Below are 16,266 nucleotides of genomic sequence, written 5' to 3'. Positions count from 1 at the left end.
CACGACACAGTTGGCTGTGGCGAACGACCCACGCTGCCTAATATCTCTGGATCCCACGCCCAGGACCCTCGCCGTGAACACTGCCATCCAGTCCCTGCTGATCGCCAACCGTGGCGAGATTGCCATCCGCATCGCCCGCGCCGCCGCCGAACTGGGGATTCGCAGCGTCGCGGTGTACGCCGAGGACGACGACCTGTCCCTGCACCGGCGCAAGGCGGACCTCGCAGTCCCCCTGAAGGGCCGAGGTGCCGCGGCCTATCTGGACGCTGCGCAACTGGTCGAGATCGCTCGCCAGCACGGCTGCGACGCGGTGCATCCCGGTTACGGATTTCTCAGCGAGAACGCCGACTTCGCGCGGCGGTGCGAGGCGGCTGGCGTTCGCTTCGTCGGCCCTTCAGCCGAGGCCTTGGCGCTGTTCGGTGACAAGGCCCGCGCCCGTGAACTGGCGGCCCGCTGCGGCCTGCCCCTGGCCGTCGGCAGCAACCAGGCCACCACCCTCGAGGAAGCCCGAGCCCTGCTGGAAAGTGGCCCCATCATGCTCAAGGCACTGGCCGGTGGGGGCGGGCGCGGCATGCGTGCGGTACGCGACGTGGTCGAACTGGAGCAGGCCTTCGAGCGCTGCCAATCCGAGGCCCGTGCGGCATTCGGCAACGGCGAGCTGTACGTCGAGCGGTTGATCGAGAACGCCCGGCATATCGAGGTCCAGGTACTGGGCGACGGCGAGCGGGTGAGCCACCTCTGGGAACGCGATTGCAGCCTGCAGCGGCGCCACCAAAAAGTGATCGAGATCGCCCCGGCACCCGACCTGGACGCAAACCTGCGCCAGCGCATCCTGGACGCTGCGCTGACCCTGGCCGCCGCCGTTGCCTATCGCGGCATCGGCACCTTCGAGTTTCTGGTGGACGGCGAACGCGGCGACTTCGTGTTCATGGAAGCCAACCCGCGCGTGCAAGTGGAGCATTGCATCACCGAAGCGGTCACCGGCATCGATCTCGTCCAGGCACAACTCCGCCTCGCCGCCGGCGTCCGCCTGGCCGACCTGGGCCTGGTGGAGCCCGTGCCTGCGCGTGGATTCGCCGTGCAGTTGCGGATCAACCTGGAAAGCATGCAGAGCGACGGCAGCGCCCGCCCCGCCGGCGGCCTGATCAGCGCCTACGAACCGCCCAGTGGTCCGGGTATTCGCGTCGACGGCTACGGCTATGCCGGCTACCCCACCAGCCCGAGCTACGACTCGCTGCTGGCCAAGCTGATCGTCCAGGGTGATGACCTTCCCATGGCCCTGCGCCGCGCCTATCGCGCGCTCTGCGAGTTCCGCCTGGAAGGCGTGGCGAGCAACATCCACTTCCTGCAGAACCTGCTGCGCCGCCCGGAACTGGCAGGTGGCGTGGACACCCGCTTCATCGAGCGAGAGATTGGCCAACTCCTGACGCCGCAGCAGGAAGCCCACCCTCACCTGTTCATCAGCGCTGCGAGTAACGCAGGCGGCAACCCTGGCGACCAGATCGAGGCACCGGCCGGGTGCGTGCCGCTGAATGCCCCCAGCCAGGGCGTGCTGGTCAGCCTGGACGTGCAGGTCGGCGATGCTGTCGCCGCCGGCCAGCCGGTGGCCGTGCTGGAAGCGATGAAAATGGAGTTTGTGGTCAAGGCGACCCAAGGCGGTATCGTCCGCGCGTTGGCTGTGACGCCCGGTGGCAGCCTGTTCGAAGGCGCGCCGCTGCTATTCCTGGAACCGTCCGAGGTGAACGGCGACACCGCACAATCGGAAGAAAGCCATGACCTCGAGCATATCCGCGCCGACCTCGCCGAGGTGCTCGAACGCCACGCCATCACCCGCGATGAGCGCCGCCCGCAGGCAGTGGCCAAGCGCCGCAAGACCGGCCAGCGCACCACCCGGGAGAACCTCGATGCGCTGCTGGATGACGGCAGCTTCATCGAATACGGCGCCTTGGCCCTGGCCGCCCAGCGCCGGCGTCGTTCGCTGGAAGAGCTGATCGAGCAGAGCCCGGCCGATGGACTGGTGGCCGGCATCGGCACCGTAAATGCCGGGCAGTTCGGCAGCGACGCAGCACGCTGCATGACCATCGCCTACGACTACACCGTGTTCGCCGGCACCCAGGGGGTGATGAACCACAAGAAGACCGACCGCATGCTGGGGCTCGCAGAGCAGTGGCGACTGCCGCTGGTGCTCTTTGCCGAGGGGGGCGGTGGGCGACCGGGCGACTCGGATTTCGTCGGCGTGGCCGGGCTGGACTGCCACACCTTCGTCGGCATGGCGAGGCTGTCCGGGCTGGTGCCGCTGGTGGGGGTGGTTTCCGGTCGTTGCTTCGCCGGCAACGCCGCGCTGCTCGGCTGCTGCGACGTGATCATCGCGACGAAGAACGCCAGTATCGGCATGGCCGGCCCGGCGATGATCGAGGGCGGCGGCCTGGGCAGTTTCGCCCCGGAGGAGGTCGGCCCCACTAGCGTCCAGGGCCCCAACGGCGTGATCGACGTGCTGGTGGACGATGAAACCGAGGCGGTGCGGGTGGCGCAGAAATACCTGTCCTACTTCCAGGGCGGCCTCGCCGATTGGCAGTGCGCCGACCAGCGCCTGCTGCGTCACGCCATCCCGGAGAACCGCCTGCGGGTTTACGACATCCGCGCGCTGATCGAAACCATTGCCGACCAGGACTCGGTGCTGGAGCTGCGCCGTCAGTTCGCACCGGGGCTGATCACCGCTTTCATTCGCATCGAAGGCAAGGCCTTCGGCCTGCTGGCCAACAACCCCATGCACCTGGGCGGCGCCATCGACGCCCAGGCCGGCGACAAGGCTGCGCGTTTCATGCAGCTCTGCGATGCCTTCGACATCCCCATGCTCTCGCTCTGCGATACCCCCGGTTTCATGGTGGGGCCGGAGTCGGAAAAGCAGGCCACGGTGCGCCATGTCTCGCGGATGTTCGTCGCCGCAGCCAGCCTCTCGGTTCCCTTCTTCACCGTGGTGCTGCGCAAGGGCTACGGCCTGGGCGCCCAGGCCATGGCGGCGGGCAGCTTCCATTCGCCGCTGTTCACCATCGCCTGGCCCAGCGGCGAATTCGGCGCCATGGGCCTGGAGGGCGCGGTGCGCCTGGGCTATGCCAAGGAGCTGGCTGCCGTGGACGACCCAGCCGAGCGACAGAAGCTGTTCGACAAGATGGTGGCCAAGGCCTACCAGAACGGTAAGGCGATCAACATGGCGAGCTTCCTCGAGATCGACGCCGTGATCGATCCAGAAGAAACCCGCGCCTGGTTGCTACGAGGCCTGACCGCTGCGGGTCGACCGGCCAGGCGCGACGGCAAGAAACGTCCCTTCGTCGATACCTGGTAAGCCACCGGAGCCTGTCATGCCCCCTCTCGAACACCGCCTACTGCAGGTCAACGGCATCACCCTGAGCCTCTATATGGCCGGCCCGAGCGATGGCCGTCCCGTCTGGCTGCTGCATGGGTTTCCCGAGTGCTGGTACTCCTGGCGCCAGCAGATCGGACCACTGGTCGCATCCGGCTACCGCGTCCTGGTGCCGGAAATGCGCGGCTACAGTCAGAGCAGCGCCCCCGAGGCCGTCGAGGACTATGCCTTGCTGACCCTCTGCGCCGACATCCAGGCCGCCATGGACAGCCTTGGGCAGGAAGACGCCTGCGTGGTCGGCCATGACTGGGGCGCCCCCGTGGCCTGGCACCTGGCCCTGCTTGAGCCGCAGCGCATTCGTGCCGTGGGCGCGCTTTCGGTGCCCTTCGGCGGTCGCCCGAAGCGGCCGGCCATCGAAATCATGCGCGAGGCCAACGCCGGGCGCTTCAACTACATCCTCTACTTCCAGGAACCGGGGGTGGCCGAAGCCGAACTGGACGCCGACCTGGACCGCAGCCTGCGCCTGCTGCTCAGTGACCTGGGCGACGCCCTGCTGCGCGACAAACCCGCCGATGCCCGCCTGCTGGACGGCCTCGACGCGTCACCGGCGCTGCCCGGCTGGTGCGACGCCGACGAGTTCGCCTTCTACCAGCGCACCCTGGCCGAACACGGCTTCCGTGGGCCACTGAACTGGTACCGCAACTTCACCCGCAACTGGCAGCAGACCGAGCACCTCGCCGGCCGGCAGGTCGAGCAACCCACGCTGTTCATGGTCGGCGACCATGACCCGGTGGCCCGGCTGGAGGCCTATACGCTCAAGCGCATGGCCGATCTGGTGCCACGCCTGGAACAGCATCGGTTGCCCGATTGCGGCCACTGGCTGCAGAACGAGCGACCGGCCGCGGTGAATGAGCGGTTGCTGGATTTCCTGGCGCGGCATTACCCGGCGTAATCAATCACACAAGGTGCTACGAACTGACTGACAGCACGTTTGGGCACTGACGAGTGCATCAGGTAAACTTGCCCATCTTTTTTTACCTATAACGATTCGCCTGATGCCCACGACGTTCCACGAGATTCCCCGCGAACGCCCCGTCACGCCCCTGCTCGACCGCGCGGCGACGCCGGATCAACTGCGCCGGCTTGGCGAGGCGGAGCTGGAAACCCTGGCCGACGAACTGCGCCAGTACCTGCTCTATACCGTCGGCAAGACCGGCGGTCACTTCGGTGCCGGCCTGGGTGTGGTGGAGCTGACCATCGCCCTGCACTACGTCTACGACACACCCGACGACCGGCTGGTCTGGGACGTGGGCCACCAGGCTTATCCGCACAAGATCCTCACCGGGCGCCGCGAGCAGATGGGCACCCTGCGCCAGAAGGACGGTATCGCCGCCTTCCCGCGGCGCGTGGAAAGCGAGTACGACACCTTCGGCGTCGGTCACTCCAGCACCTCCATCAGCGCCGCCCTGGGCATGGCCATCGCCGCCCGCATGCAGGGTTCAAACCGCAAGTCGATCGCGGTGATCGGCGACGGCGCGCTGACCGCCGGCATGGCCTTCGAGGCGCTCAACCACGCGTCGGACGTGCAGGCCGACATGCTGGTGATCCTCAACGACAACGACATGTCGATCTCGCACAATGTCGGCGGCCTGTCGAACTACCTGGCGAAGATCCTCTCCAGCCGCACCTACGCGAGCATGCGCGAAGGCAGCAAGAAGGTGCTCTCGCGCCTGCCCGGCGCCTGGGAAATCGCGCGTCGCACCGAGGAATATGCCAAGGGCATGCTGGTTCCCGGCACGCTGTTCGAGGAGCTGGGCTGGAACTACATCGGCCCCATCGACGGCCACGACCTGCCCACCCTGGTCGCCACCCTGCGCAACATGCGCGACCTCAAGGGCCCGCAGTTCCTCCATGTGGTGACCAAGAAGGGCAAGGGTTTCGCCCCGGCGGAAGTCGATCCCATCGGCTACCACGCGATCACCAAACTGGAGCCGATCAAGGCCCCGGCCGCGCCGAAGAAACCGTCCGGCCCGAAATACTCCAGCGTGTTCGGCCAGTGGCTGTGCGACATGGCCGGGCAGGACCCGCGCCTAGTGGGCATCACCCCGGCGATGAAGGAAGGCTCCGACCTGGTGGCCTTCAGCGAGCGCTTCCCGGATCGTTACTTCGACGTGGCCATCGCCGAGCAGCACGCCGTGACCCTGGCGGCCGGCATGGCCTGCGACGGCGCCAAGCCGGTGGTGGCCATCTATTCCACCTTCCTCCAGCGCGGCTACGACCAACTGATCCACGACGTGGCCGTGCAGAACCTCGACGTGCTGTTCGCCATCGACCGCGCCGGCCTGGTGGGCGAAGACGGCCCGACCCACGCCGGCAGCTTCGATCTCTCCTACCTGCGCTGCATCCCCGGCATGCTGGTGATGACCCCTAGCGACGAGAACGAGCTGCGCCTGTTGCTGACTACCGGCTACCACTTCGAAGGCCCGGCCGCCGTGCGCTACCCGCGCGGCAGCGGTCCGAACGCCGCGATCGACCCGACCCTGGCGCCGGTGGAAATCGGCAAGGGCGTGGTACGTCGCACGGGTTCGAAAGTGGCGATGCTGGTATTCGGCGTGCAACTGGCCGAAGCCCTGCAAGTGGCGGAGAACCTGGACGCCACCGTGGTCGACATGCGCTTCGTCAAACCCCTGGACGAGGCGCTGGTCCGCGAGCTGGCCGGCAGCCATGAGCTGCTGGTGACCATCGAAGAAAACAGCGTGATGGGTGGTGCTGGCGCCGCCGTCAGCGAGTTCCTCGCCCGCGAGAACCTGGTCAAGCCCGTGCTGCACCTGGGCCTGCCGGATTACTACGTCGAACACGCCAAGCCGGCGGAAATGCTCGCCGAGTGCGGGCTGGACGCGGCGGGTATCGAGGCATCGGTGCGCAAGCGGCTGGCGCTGCTGGGCGTCTGAGCCCCCACTGCATGGGTTTCGCTTCGCTCTACCCGTCCTACAAAGGCAGCTACCCAATGGCGCACCCGTAGGATGGGTTGAGGTACGAAACCCATCATCTCCCTCTGTATCTACCTTGCAGTCTCCAGCAGGCGGCAAAGCTTCTCGGTCGCACCCAGCATCTGGAAACTCGGCCGCTCCAGCCCCCGGTCCGGCACTGGCCAGACTTGCTTGCTCTTCACCGCCGCCAATTGCGGCCAGGACGCCCAGGCGCTGGCCTGGCCCGGCTCGCTCACCAGGATCACCGTCGGATTGCGCTGCAGCACGGCCTCGACGCCCACCTGTGGCGCCGGCAGCGGGAGGTCGGCGAAGACGTTCCGCGCACCGCAGACCTTCAGGGCATCGCTGACGATCTGCTTGCCGCCGAGGGTGTAGAGCGGCGTGTCCCACACCTGGTAGAAGACCTTCAGCGGCGCATCACGCTGATAGCGCTGGCGCAGTTCCGCCAGGCCTGTTTCGAAGCGCGCGGCCAACTGGCGGCCCTGGTCGGCCCGACCGATTCGCTCGCCGATCTCGATGAACGATTGCGCCAATTGCTCCAGATTCCGGGGCTCTACGACCAACTGGGGAATCGAGAGCCTTTTCAGCTGTTCGCGCCCAACGGCGCCGACGCTGTCGGGCCACAGCAACACCAGGTCAGGCTTGAGGCTGAGCAGGCTTTCCGCCTGCAGTTGGCCGTATCGGCCCACCGATGGCAGACCCGCAAGGGCCGCTGGACGATCACCGCCGTCGAGCACCCCCACCAGCAGGTCGCCGGCGCCGAGGTCGAGCATGGTTTCCGTGAGGGAAGGCGCCAGGCTGACCACCCGCAGCTGTGCCGTGGCAGGTAGGGCCAGGCACAACAGCAGAAAGGTGAGCAGTCGGCGCATCAGCCGAGCTGGCGGGGAATTCGGTAGAGGTAGAGCAGCACCAGGCTGCTCAGGGCGAGGAGGATCAGCGCCACTGCATTGAGGCCGACCAGCACCGCCAGGGCGGCGATCCAGGCTGGCAAGCCGGCGGCAAGGAACGCCTTGCCACGACGGCGAGCCAGCTCTTGCCAGGCGCCCGGCTCTTCGGCACGGCCAAGGGCAGCCTCGGTCGCAACCAGCGCGCGTTTGTACGCGGAAAACAGCGGCAGGCTGAGGAACATGGACGCTAGCGCTGCAATGAACAGCGGCATCTGCAGCACCGGCAGCACCGGCTCGCCGTCACCGAACAGGTAACTCATGATGAGCAGCGGCACCAGGGTGTAGCCCAGCTGGCGCCACCAGGCCAGGGCCAGCCGGCGACGGACGTCCTTGCGGATCACGACTCGGCTTCCGCCTGATGCAGGTTGCCGAGCATGTGCCCGAGCTTGCCGGCCTTGGTGGCCAGGTACTTGCGGTTGTGCTTGTTCAGCCCGGTCTGCAGCGGTACGCGCTCGGCCACGTTGAGGCCGTAGCTCTCCAGCGCCTTGACCTTGCGTGGGTTGTTGGTCATCAGCTTGATGGCGCAGACGCCCAGGTGCTCCAGCATCGGCTGGCACATCGCATAATCCCGCTGATCGGCACCGAAGCCCAGGCGTTCGTTGGCCTCAACGGTATCAGCGCCGCCGTCTTGCAGTTCATAGGCGCGGATCTTGTTCAGCAGGCCGATGCCACGACCTTCCTGACGCAGGTACAGCAGCACGCCGCAGCCGGCTTCGGCGATGGCACTCAGGGCCGCTTCGAGCTGGAAGCCGCAATCGCAACGCAAGCTGAACAGGGCGTCACCGGTGAGGCACTCGGAATGCAGGCGGCCCAGGACGGGTTCGCCGCTGGCCACATCGCCCAAGGTCAGAGCAACGTGTTCCTTACCACTGGCCTCATCGAGAAAGCCGTGCATGGTGAACACGCCGAAAGGAGTGGGCAGTTGGGAGGCGGCGACAAAAACGACAGACACCGGAGAACTCCTGGAAATTGGCAAGGCCGGCATTGTAACAGCAGCACTAACCGGCAGGTCAGATTGAATAGTTGGGGATAAGTATCGAATGGCTCGAAGGAAGCGCCCTTAGAATTTCGACTCCAGCAGAAGAACGCCCTGCTCTTCGCGCCAGCGCACGCGGTTGAGGAAACTCATGCCCAGCAGCACTTCCACCGGCGCCTCGCCCTCGATCACCGCACCTTCCACGCCCAGCACTTCGAGGCTGCCGACCTTGATGCTGTCGAACTTCACCCGCCAGGCATTGACCGTACCGCCGGCGGTGCTGGCCTTCATCGGCAGCCCCTTCACCCGGTAGTCGATACCCAGGCGACGGGCCTGGTTCTCGTTCATGGCGACGCTGGTGGCGCCGGTGTCCACCAGGAACTGCACCGGATGACCCTCGATGGAGCCGGCCACCTGATAATGCCCATTGTTGCCACGGGCGACGCTCAGCTGGGCCTTTTGCGGCGCGGCCGGAGTGCCGGGCGCGGCGGAACTGCCGGCCTGGTTGTATTCGCGGGAAAGGCCGTAGCTGCGCTCGACGCCGTCGACGCGCAGCACAGCACCCTTGCTGTCGGCACTGATTACCTGAACGCCACCAGGGCCCGTTTGCCCCACTTTCACCAGCTTGCGCTGGCCGTCGACGTTGAGTACCGCAGCTCCGGGGAAGAGGCCGACCACTTGCACCTGGGTAGCGGCCGCGAGTAGCGGAGCGAACGCCAGCAGGAAGGCGACGAATCGCAAGTCAGGGCGCGACATGGGGTTTCTCCAGTTCCTTGTCGAAGGAGTAAGGCTGCTTCCAGCGTTTGAACAACGGTTTCAGCTCGCCGCTGGCGACCAGGGCGCTCATGCGTCGGTCGAAGACATCCGCCAGATGACGGCCGCGCGCTGTGTTGGCGAACCCCAGGTAGAGCGGTAGGCGCACCAGCGGGGTAATTCGAAAGCGGCCGCGGTCGGTAGCGCTTTCCAGCACATCGTCCACCTCGGTGCGGGCGTCGATGTAGAAATCCACATGACCCAACTCGAGCATCGAGAGGATGCCGCTACGCCGCTGGATCTCCTCGAAGTGTTTCAGGTTCGGCAAGTAGTCCTGGTAGTCGTAGCCGCGAATCCAGGCCAGGCGGTACTGCCCGAGTGTGGCCAGGGTGGGGACCGGAGTGGATTTCAGCGAGAGCGCGCTGACCTGGTCGGCGTCGTAGTGCCAGCGCGGGTACCAGGCGTCCTTGACCTCGTTGCGGTAGGAACCGACCCAGGCATCCGCCTCGCCGCGCTGCACCAGGCCGATGGAGCGGGTATAGGGCATGGAGTGGATCTTCAGTTGGATGCCTTCGGGTTCATAGACCCGGCGCAGGATGTCCCAGCCGAGCCCGGTGCCGTTGGCCTCGGTGTGCTCGGGCCAGACTTCGCTGGCGAGATGGATTTCGTTGGCCGGGAACGGCTCGGCCCAGGCTGCGGGCAGCAACAGGCAACCGATCAGGACCTTCAGTATCCAACTCCGCATCACACTGCCCTCCACCCACCCATCCCCGCCGCAGGTCCTACCAAGACTAGGCCAGACCCCAGATGATGAGCTGCATCGCCAGCCAGGCGAAGACCCCGGCCAGCACATCGTCGAGCATGATTCCCACGCCACCGTGGACGTGGCGGTCGATCCAGCGGATTGGCCAGGGTTTGAGGATGTCCATCACACGGAACACCAGGAAACCCAGCAGTAACCATTGCCAGCCCTCGGGCACCAGCCAGAGGGTGATCCACATGCCGACCATCTCGTCCCAGACGATGCCTTCATGGTCATGCACGCGCAGATCGTGGGCCACCTTGCCGCACAGCCAGAAGCCGAACAGCATGGTCAGCCCCAGCATCAGCCAGTAACCCCAGTCCGGCAGCATCTGCCAGAGCGGAATGAAGGGTAGCGCTACCAGCGAACCCCAGGTGCCCGGGGCCTTGGGCAAGGTACCCGAGCCAAAGCCGAAGGCGATGAAATGCCAGGGGTTGCTCCATACCGAATGAGGGATGGGTTGCGGCGCGGCCGATTCGCGATCAGTCACCTTGACTCCCGAAATGTTGATAACCCAGCGCCGGCGGCTGTACTTCGACGCCGGCGGCGTCCAGCAGGTGCACGCCCTGCCCGGCGTCCACCCGGCCGATCACGGCCACGTCCGGCCAGTCCGCCTGGAGGGCGTCCAGCTCGCTGGCAGGCAGGGTAAAGGCCAGGCGGTAATCATCGCCACCGGCTAGCGCACAGTTGAGGGCGAATTCCCTGGAAAAGAGTCCTTCGAGGGCCGAAGACAGCGGTAGCCGCGAAGCTTCGATCAGCAGCGCTACGCCCGAGGCGGTAGCGATATGACCGCAATCGGCAAGCAGACCGTCGGAGATATCCAGCGCCGCCGTGGCCCGGCCGCGCAGCGCCTGGCCCAGGGCCAGTTGCGGTTGCGGCGCCCAGTAGCGCTGCAGCAGGTAGTCCGCCTGCACGCCGCTGTCCTGCCGCTCGCCCAGCACCAGCGGTAGAGCGCCTGCACCATCGCCCAGGCTGCCCCCCACGCACAGCAGGTCGCCGGGACGCGCACCGGCGCGGGTCAGCGCCAAGCCAGCGGGCAGACGACCGAACACGGTCAGGGTCAGGCTCAGCGGACCACGGGTGGTATCGCCGCCCACCAGGCCGATCCCGCAGCCGCTCGCCATGGCGCATAGACCACGGGCGAACCCCTCCAGCCAGTCGGCTCGGGCGTCGGGCAGGGTCAGGGCGAGGGTGAACGCGACGGGCGTGGCGCCCATGGCCGCCAGGTCGCTGGCGGAAACCGCCAAGGCGCGCTGGCCAAGAAGGAAGGGGTCGGCGCCTTGCGGGAAATGCACGCCGGCCACCAGGGTATCGGTGGAAATCGCCAGCTGCTCACCAGGCGGCAGTTGCAGCAGCGCACAGTCGTCGCCGATGCCAAGGGCAATACCTTCGCCTCCGGCCGCGCAAGCGGCAGAGGCGAAGAAACGGCGGATCAGCTCGAACTCACCCACGCGACGGCTGCAATCAGCGCTTGCCGCCGCGGACTTCGGCGGCGCGCAGGCGCGGCGCCAGCTTGTCCAGCACGCCGTTGACGAACTTGTGCCCGTCGGTGGCGCCGAACACCTTGGCCAGCTCGATACCTTCGTTGATCACCACGCGGTACGGCACATCCACGCGGTTCATCAGCTCGTAGGTGGACAGGCGCAGGATCGCCAGCTCAACCGGGTCCACTTCCTCGAGGGCACGGTCCAGGCAGGGCAGGAAGGCCGCATCGATCTCGGTCTTCTGGCGCGGTACGCCGTGGAGAATCTCGTGGAAATAGGCGCCGTCTACCGTGCTGAAATCGTTGTCGACGCGGAACTGCGCCTCGATTTCGTTGAGCGGCTGACCCGCGATGTGCCAGGAGTAGAGCGCCTGCATCGCCAGGCTGCGGGCCTGGCGACGGGCTGCGATCTTGCCTTTCGGTGCCTTGGGCGCCGAACCGTCTGCGTTGCTCACTTGGCCTCCAGGGCAGCCAGCAGGCTGACCATTTCCAGGGCGGACAGAGCGGCTTCAGCACCCTTGTTGCCGGCCTTGGTGCCGGAGCGTTCGATAGCCTGCTCGATGGAGTCGACGGTCAGCACGCCGAAGGCGACCGGCACGCCGAATTCCATGGAGACCTGGGCCAGGCCCTTGGTGCATTCGCCGGCGACGTATTCGAAGTGCGGGGTGCCGCCACGAATGACCGCGCCGAGGGCGATGATGGCGGAGTACTCGCCTTGCTGGGCGACCTTCTGGGCCACCAGCGGGATCTCGAATGCACCGGGCGCGCGAATGAGGGTGATGTCGTCTTCGCTGACGCCATGGCGTACCAGCGCGTCTACGGCGCCGCTCACCAGGCTTTCCACGACGAAGCTGTTGAAACGGCCGACCACCAGGGCATAGCGGCCTTTGGGGGCGATGAAGGTACCTTCGATGGTCTTCAGGGACATGGGCGAGTTCTCGTCAATTAAAGAGCGAGGGCCCCGGCCTTGATGGCCAGAGCCCTACGGGTCATTCAGCGGGCAGGTATTCTACAACTTCCAGGTCGAAGCCGGATATCGCGTTGAACTTCATCGGCGAGCTCATCAGGCGCATCTTGCGCACCCCGAGGTCGCGGAGAATCTGCGAGCCGGCACCCACGGTGCTGTAGGTGGTCGGGTTGGTGACCTTGGTTTCGGCGCCCATTTGGCGCTCGAGGTGGGCCAGCAACTGCGGACCGGTGAGCGGGGTGCCGAGCAGCAGCACGACGCCGCTGCCAGCGGCAGCCACTTCCTTCATCGCGGCGCGCAGGCTCCAGCGGCCCGCCTGGTTGACCATGAACAGATCGCGCAGCGGGTCCATGTTGTGCACCCGCACCAGGGTCGGCTCTTCCGGGCAGATCTTGCCCAGGGTCAGGGCCATGTGCACGTCGCCTTCCACGGAGTCGCGGTAGGTCACCAGGTTGAAATGGCCCAGCTCGCTGTCCAGCGGCTGCTCGGCGATGCGCTCGACGGTGCGCTCGTGGATCAGGCGGTAGTGAATGAGGTCAGCGATGGTGCCGATCTTGATACCGTGCTCGGCGGCGAAGGCCTCGAGTTCGGGGCGACGGGACATGGTGCCGTCGTCGTTCATGATTTCGCAGATCACGCCGCTCGGCTCGAAGCCAGCCATGCGCGACAGGTCACAGGCCGCTTCGGTGTGGCCGGCACGCGCCAGCACGCCGCCCGGCTGGGCCATGAGCGGGAAGATGTGACCGGGGCTGACGATGTCGTCGGCCTTGGCACCCTTGGCGGCCGCCACCTGCACGGTGCGCGCACGGTCGGCGGCGGAGATGCCGGTGGTGACACCTTCGGCGGCCTCGATGGAGACGGTGAACTTGGTGCCGAAGCCGGAACCGTTGCGCGGCGCCATCAGCGGCAGCTTCAGCAGCTCGCAGCGCTCACGGGTCATCGGCATGCAGATCAGGCCACGGGCGAAGCGGGCCATGAAGTTGATGTGTTCGGCCTGCACGCACTCGGAGGCCATGATCAGGTCGCCTTCGTTTTCGCGATCCTCGTCATCCATGAGGATGACCATCTTGCCCTGGCGGATGTCTTCGATCAGTTCGTCGATGCTGTTGAGAGCCATGGGCCCTCCTTATGAATTCAGTGTTTGAGGTAGCCGTGTTCGGCGAGGAAGCTTTCGGTCAGGCCGGAGGACTGGGACTCGGCTGCCTTGTCGCCCAGCAGCAGGCGTTCCAGGTAGCGGGCCAGCAGGTCGACCTCCAGGTTGACGCGACGCCCCGGTCGGTAGTCGACCATGATGGTCTCGGCCAGGGTGTGCGGGACGATGGTCAGCTCGAACTCCGCGCCGTTCACCGAATTCACCGTCAGGCTGGTGCCGTCGACGGTGATCGAACCCTTGAGGGCAATGTATTTGGCCAGGTCGCGCGGTGCGCGGATGCGGAATTGCACGGCGCGGGCGTTGTCTTCCCGCGCCACGACTTCGCCGATACCGTCGACATGGCCGCTGACCAGGTGGCCACCGAGGCGGCTGGTGGGGGTCAGGGCCTTCTCCAGGTTGACCGGGCTGCCGGGTTTCAGGTCGTCGAAGGCGGTGCGGGCCAGGGTCTCGCGGCTGACATCGGCCCAGAAGCCGTTGCCCGGCAGTTCCACGGCGGTGAGGCAGACACCGTTGACCGCGATACTGTCACCGAGCTTCACGTCACCGAGATCCAGCTTGCCGGTTTCCACCAGGACGCGGACGTCGCCGCCCTTGGGCGTGATCGCACGGATGGTGCCGATGGCTTCGATTATGCCGGTGAACATGGGACCTCCAGAACTTGCAGCGGGCCGGTGAAAACCGGCGAAAGACGCATTATAGGCGCCCGCCCCTCACCCGCGTGCGGACGAGCCGCCGGCGCCGGAAGGATATGGGCTGTTGCATGTGACATCGATGGAACTCCTGTTTCGTGAAAAACAGGGCGTATCGGATCGAAAGGGATCTGGCGGGCGCAGGCACGAACGTACCCCAGCCCAGGCAGGCTATCCCGTTCTCTCTTCATCCGGACTATTACCGTCGGCCCCGGAATCACACCGGGTCTGCTGACCCTGCCAGTGGCAGGCGCTCGCGGGCTATGCACATTCAGCGCAATTACCGCCGGTGGGGACTTGCACCCCGCCCTGAGAACGTTTCAGCCAGTCAATGAAACTGGCTGGCAGGCGTTTTATCACAGTCGTGGCGATCTTGCATCGGCTGTCGTGGGCATGCTGGCGCGTGCGAAATCAGGCAGCGGGACGGGGAACCGCGATGACTCGCCAGTCGTCGCCCACGGCGCGCATTTCGACGATCTTCAGCTCTTGGGCTTCGGCCATCCGCGCCAACGGCCAGTCCAGCAACGGGCGGGCGCTGGAGCCGAGGAACTTGGCGGCGATGAAAATCTGGTACTCATCCACCAGCCCGGCACGGGCAAAGGCCCCAGCCAGGCGCGGACCGGCCTCTACCAGGACTTCGTTGACGCCACGGTCGGCCAGCTCTTGCAGCAACCGGCGCAGGTCGACATGGCCATCGGCGCCGGGCATGGCCAGCAGTTCGTGGCCAGGACTGACTTCGCGGACATCGCCGGCGGTGGCCACCAGCGCCGGACCCGCCTGGAAAAAGGGCGCCGACAGCGGCACCCGCAAACGTCCGTCCACCAGCACCCGCAGCGGCGGGCGACTGACGGCCAGGGCAGTGAGTTCAGGGTCGAGGCCCAACTCTTCGGCACGCACGGTAAGACGCGCGGCGTCGGTAAGCACGGTATCGGCTCCGGTCAGCACCACACTGGCGCTGGCGCGCAGGCGCTGCACGGCCGAACGGGCTTCCGGGCCGGTGATCCACTGGCTTTCTCCACTGGCCATGGCAGTGCGGCCGTCCAGACTCATGGCGAGCTTCACCCGCACGAACGGCAGGCCCTGTTCCATGCGCTTGATGAAGCCGGTGTTCAATGCCCGCGCTTCGGCCTCAAGCACGCCACTGCTGACCGCAATGCCGGCATCCGCCAGGCGTTTCAAGCCACGGCCGGCGACCTGGGGATTGGGGTCCTGCATGGCCGCCACCACGCGCCCCACTCCGGCAGCTACCAGCGCATCGGCGCAGGGCGGCGTGCGGCCGTGGTGACTGCAGGGTTCGAGGGTGACATAGGCGGTCGCGCCGCGGGCCAGCTCACCGGCCTGGCGCAAGGCGTGGACTTCGGCGTGGGGTTCGCCGGCACGGACGTGCCAGCCTTCGCCGACGATCTGGCCATCGCGAACGATGACGCAGCCGACGCGCGGATTGGGGTGGGTGGAGTAGATACCTTTGCGCGCCAGCTCCAGGGCGCGGGCCATATAGGCCTGATCGTTACCGGCCATCACTCTTTCGACGGCTCGCGGGCCAGGCGCTCGATTTCCTCGCGGAACTCGTTGAGGTCCTGGAAGCGGCGATAGACCGAGGCGAAGCGGATATAGGCAACTTCGTCGAGTTTCTGCAGTTCAAGCATCACCAGCTCACCCAGCACCCGCGACTTCACCTCGCGTTCGCCGGTGGCGCGCAGTTTGTGCTTGATATGGGCGATGGCTGCCTCAAGACGCTCTACGCTTACTGGACGCTTTTCCAGCGCGCGCTGCATGCCAGCTCGCAGCTTGTCTTCGTCGAAAGGCTGGCGGCTGCCGTCCTGCTTGATCAGACGGGGCATCACCAGTTCGGCAGTCTCGAAGGTAGTGAAACGCTCCTCACAGTTCAGGCACTCGCGGCGACGGCGCACCTGGTCGCCCTCGGCTACCAGCCGTGAATCAATGACCTTGGTGTCGTGTGCGCCGCAAAAGGGACAGTGCATGGCGTTCGTGGGGGCATCGGTAGAAAAGGGGGTCCATGGTAGCGCATCCCCGGGGCAAGACAAGCCGACGGCTTTGCGCTATAAGGCCCGCGCATTCAGATCAGGAAGCCCAGATGCGTCCACTCCTTCCCTTGCTCCTGGCCACCCTGCTAGCGGCATGTGC

At 66.2% G+C, this 16,266-nt stretch carries 16 protein-coding genes and 1 riboswitch; of the genes, 3 read left to right on the top strand and 13 right to left on the bottom strand.

Translation table 11 applies throughout. The features are described from left to right. Window positions 1–73 precede the first annotated feature (73 nt). The 3 genes from FFS60_RS25125 (at window position 74) to dxs (ending at window position 6,312) form a co-directional block, all read left to right on the top strand. A complete protein-coding gene (locus FFS60_RS25125; protein ID WP_137823511.1) occupies window positions 74–3,343 on the top strand; it encodes a carboxyl transferase domain-containing protein in 3,270 nt (1,089 codons plus the stop codon). Between the two features lie 16 nt (window positions 3,344–3,359). Continuing rightward, on the top strand, window positions 3,360–4,313 hold the full coding sequence (locus tag FFS60_RS25120; RefSeq protein WP_137823510.1) for an alpha/beta fold hydrolase: 954 nt from the start codon (window positions 3,360–3,362) through the stop codon (window positions 4,311–4,313). Window positions 4,314–4,416: 103 nt separating this feature from the next. Next, window positions 4,417–6,312, top strand: a complete 1,896-nt coding sequence (gene dxs, locus FFS60_RS25115; protein ID WP_028629196.1) for a 1-deoxy-D-xylulose-5-phosphate synthase — start codon at window positions 4,417–4,419, stop codon at window positions 6,310–6,312. Window positions 6,313–6,422: 110 nt separating this feature from the next. On the opposite strand, the gene FFS60_RS25110 is transcribed toward dxs, so the two are convergent. From FFS60_RS25110 to nrdR, 13 genes are all read right to left on the bottom strand, one after another. Beyond that, window positions 6,423–7,220 (bottom strand): cobalamin-binding protein, encoded by a 798-nt coding sequence (locus FFS60_RS25110; protein ID WP_137823509.1) that lies wholly within the window; start codon window positions 7,218–7,220, stop codon window positions 6,423–6,425. Then, window positions 7,220–7,639 (bottom strand): MFS transporter, encoded by a 420-nt coding sequence (locus FFS60_RS25105; protein WP_137823508.1) that lies wholly within the window; start codon window positions 7,637–7,639, stop codon window positions 7,220–7,222. The genes FFS60_RS25110 and FFS60_RS25105 overlap by 1 nt, the downstream gene beginning before the upstream one ends. Further along, window positions 7,636–8,250 carry a GTP cyclohydrolase II gene (gene ribA, locus FFS60_RS25100; RefSeq protein ID WP_028629199.1) on the bottom strand — a complete coding sequence of 205 codons (615 nt, stop codon included), beginning with the start codon at window positions 8,248–8,250 and terminating at the stop codon, window positions 7,636–7,638. Before ribA ends, FFS60_RS25105 begins: the two co-directional genes overlap by 4 nt. 108 nt (window positions 8,251–8,358) lie before the next feature. Next, complete coding sequence (locus FFS60_RS25095) at window positions 8,359–9,030, bottom strand: TIGR02281 family clan AA aspartic protease (RefSeq protein WP_137823507.1); 672 nt, start codon at window positions 9,028–9,030, stop codon at window positions 8,359–8,361. Next, window positions 9,017–9,772 (bottom strand): ABC transporter substrate-binding protein, encoded by a 756-nt coding sequence (locus FFS60_RS25090; protein ID WP_137823506.1) that lies wholly within the window; start codon window positions 9,770–9,772, stop codon window positions 9,017–9,019. Before FFS60_RS25090 ends, FFS60_RS25095 begins: the two co-directional genes overlap by 14 nt. Window positions 9,773–9,818: 46 nt before the next feature. Beyond that, a complete protein-coding gene (locus tag FFS60_RS25085; protein WP_137823505.1) occupies window positions 9,819–10,319 on the bottom strand; it encodes a phosphatidylglycerophosphatase A in 501 nt (166 codons plus the stop codon). Further along, window positions 10,312–11,280, bottom strand: a complete 969-nt coding sequence (thiL, locus tag FFS60_RS25080) for a thiamine-phosphate kinase (RefSeq protein ID WP_137823504.1) — start codon at window positions 11,278–11,280, stop codon at window positions 10,312–10,314. The genes FFS60_RS25085 and thiL overlap by 8 nt, the downstream gene beginning before the upstream one ends. Window positions 11,281–11,293: 13 nt before the next feature. Beyond that, window positions 11,294–11,767: a transcription antitermination factor NusB gene (gene nusB / locus FFS60_RS25075; RefSeq protein ID WP_028629204.1), complete on the bottom strand. Its 474-nt coding sequence runs from the start codon at window positions 11,765–11,767 to the stop codon at window positions 11,294–11,296. Beyond that, complete coding sequence (gene ribE, locus FFS60_RS25070; protein WP_028629205.1) at window positions 11,764–12,240, bottom strand: 6,7-dimethyl-8-ribityllumazine synthase; 477 nt, start codon at window positions 12,238–12,240, stop codon at window positions 11,764–11,766. The genes nusB and ribE overlap by 4 nt, the downstream gene beginning before the upstream one ends. A 61-nt stretch (window positions 12,241–12,301) precedes the next feature. Beyond that, window positions 12,302–13,396, bottom strand: a complete 1,095-nt coding sequence (gene ribBA, locus FFS60_RS25065) for a bifunctional 3,4-dihydroxy-2-butanone-4-phosphate synthase/GTP cyclohydrolase II (protein WP_028629206.1) — start codon at window positions 13,394–13,396, stop codon at window positions 12,302–12,304. A 17-nt stretch (window positions 13,397–13,413) separates the two neighbouring features. After that, complete coding sequence (locus FFS60_RS25060; RefSeq protein WP_137823503.1) at window positions 13,414–14,076, bottom strand: riboflavin synthase; 663 nt, start codon at window positions 14,074–14,076, stop codon at window positions 13,414–13,416. A 219-nt stretch (window positions 14,077–14,295) separates the two neighbouring features. After that, window positions 14,296–14,442, bottom strand: a riboswitch (FMN riboswitch). A gap of 90 nt (window positions 14,443–14,532) precedes the next feature. Then, window positions 14,533–15,639 (bottom strand): bifunctional diaminohydroxyphosphoribosylaminopyrimidine deaminase/5-amino-6-(5-phosphoribosylamino)uracil reductase RibD, encoded by a 1,107-nt coding sequence (gene ribD, locus FFS60_RS25055; RefSeq protein WP_028629208.1) that lies wholly within the window; start codon window positions 15,637–15,639, stop codon window positions 14,533–14,535. Next, window positions 15,639–16,103 carry a transcriptional regulator NrdR gene (gene nrdR, locus FFS60_RS25050; protein WP_028629209.1) on the bottom strand — a complete coding sequence of 155 codons (465 nt, stop codon included), beginning with the start codon at window positions 16,101–16,103 and terminating at the stop codon, window positions 15,639–15,641. Before nrdR ends, ribD begins: the two co-directional genes overlap by 1 nt. Window positions 16,104–16,266 lie beyond the last annotated feature (163 nt).

Origin of the sequence: Pseudomonas sp. D(2018) (assembly GCF_005502555.1) — a bacterium.
Lineage (GTDB): Bacteria > Pseudomonadota > Gammaproteobacteria > Pseudomonadales > Pseudomonadaceae > Metapseudomonas > Metapseudomonas resinovorans.
This window is presented reverse-complemented; position numbering and strand designations above follow the sequence as displayed.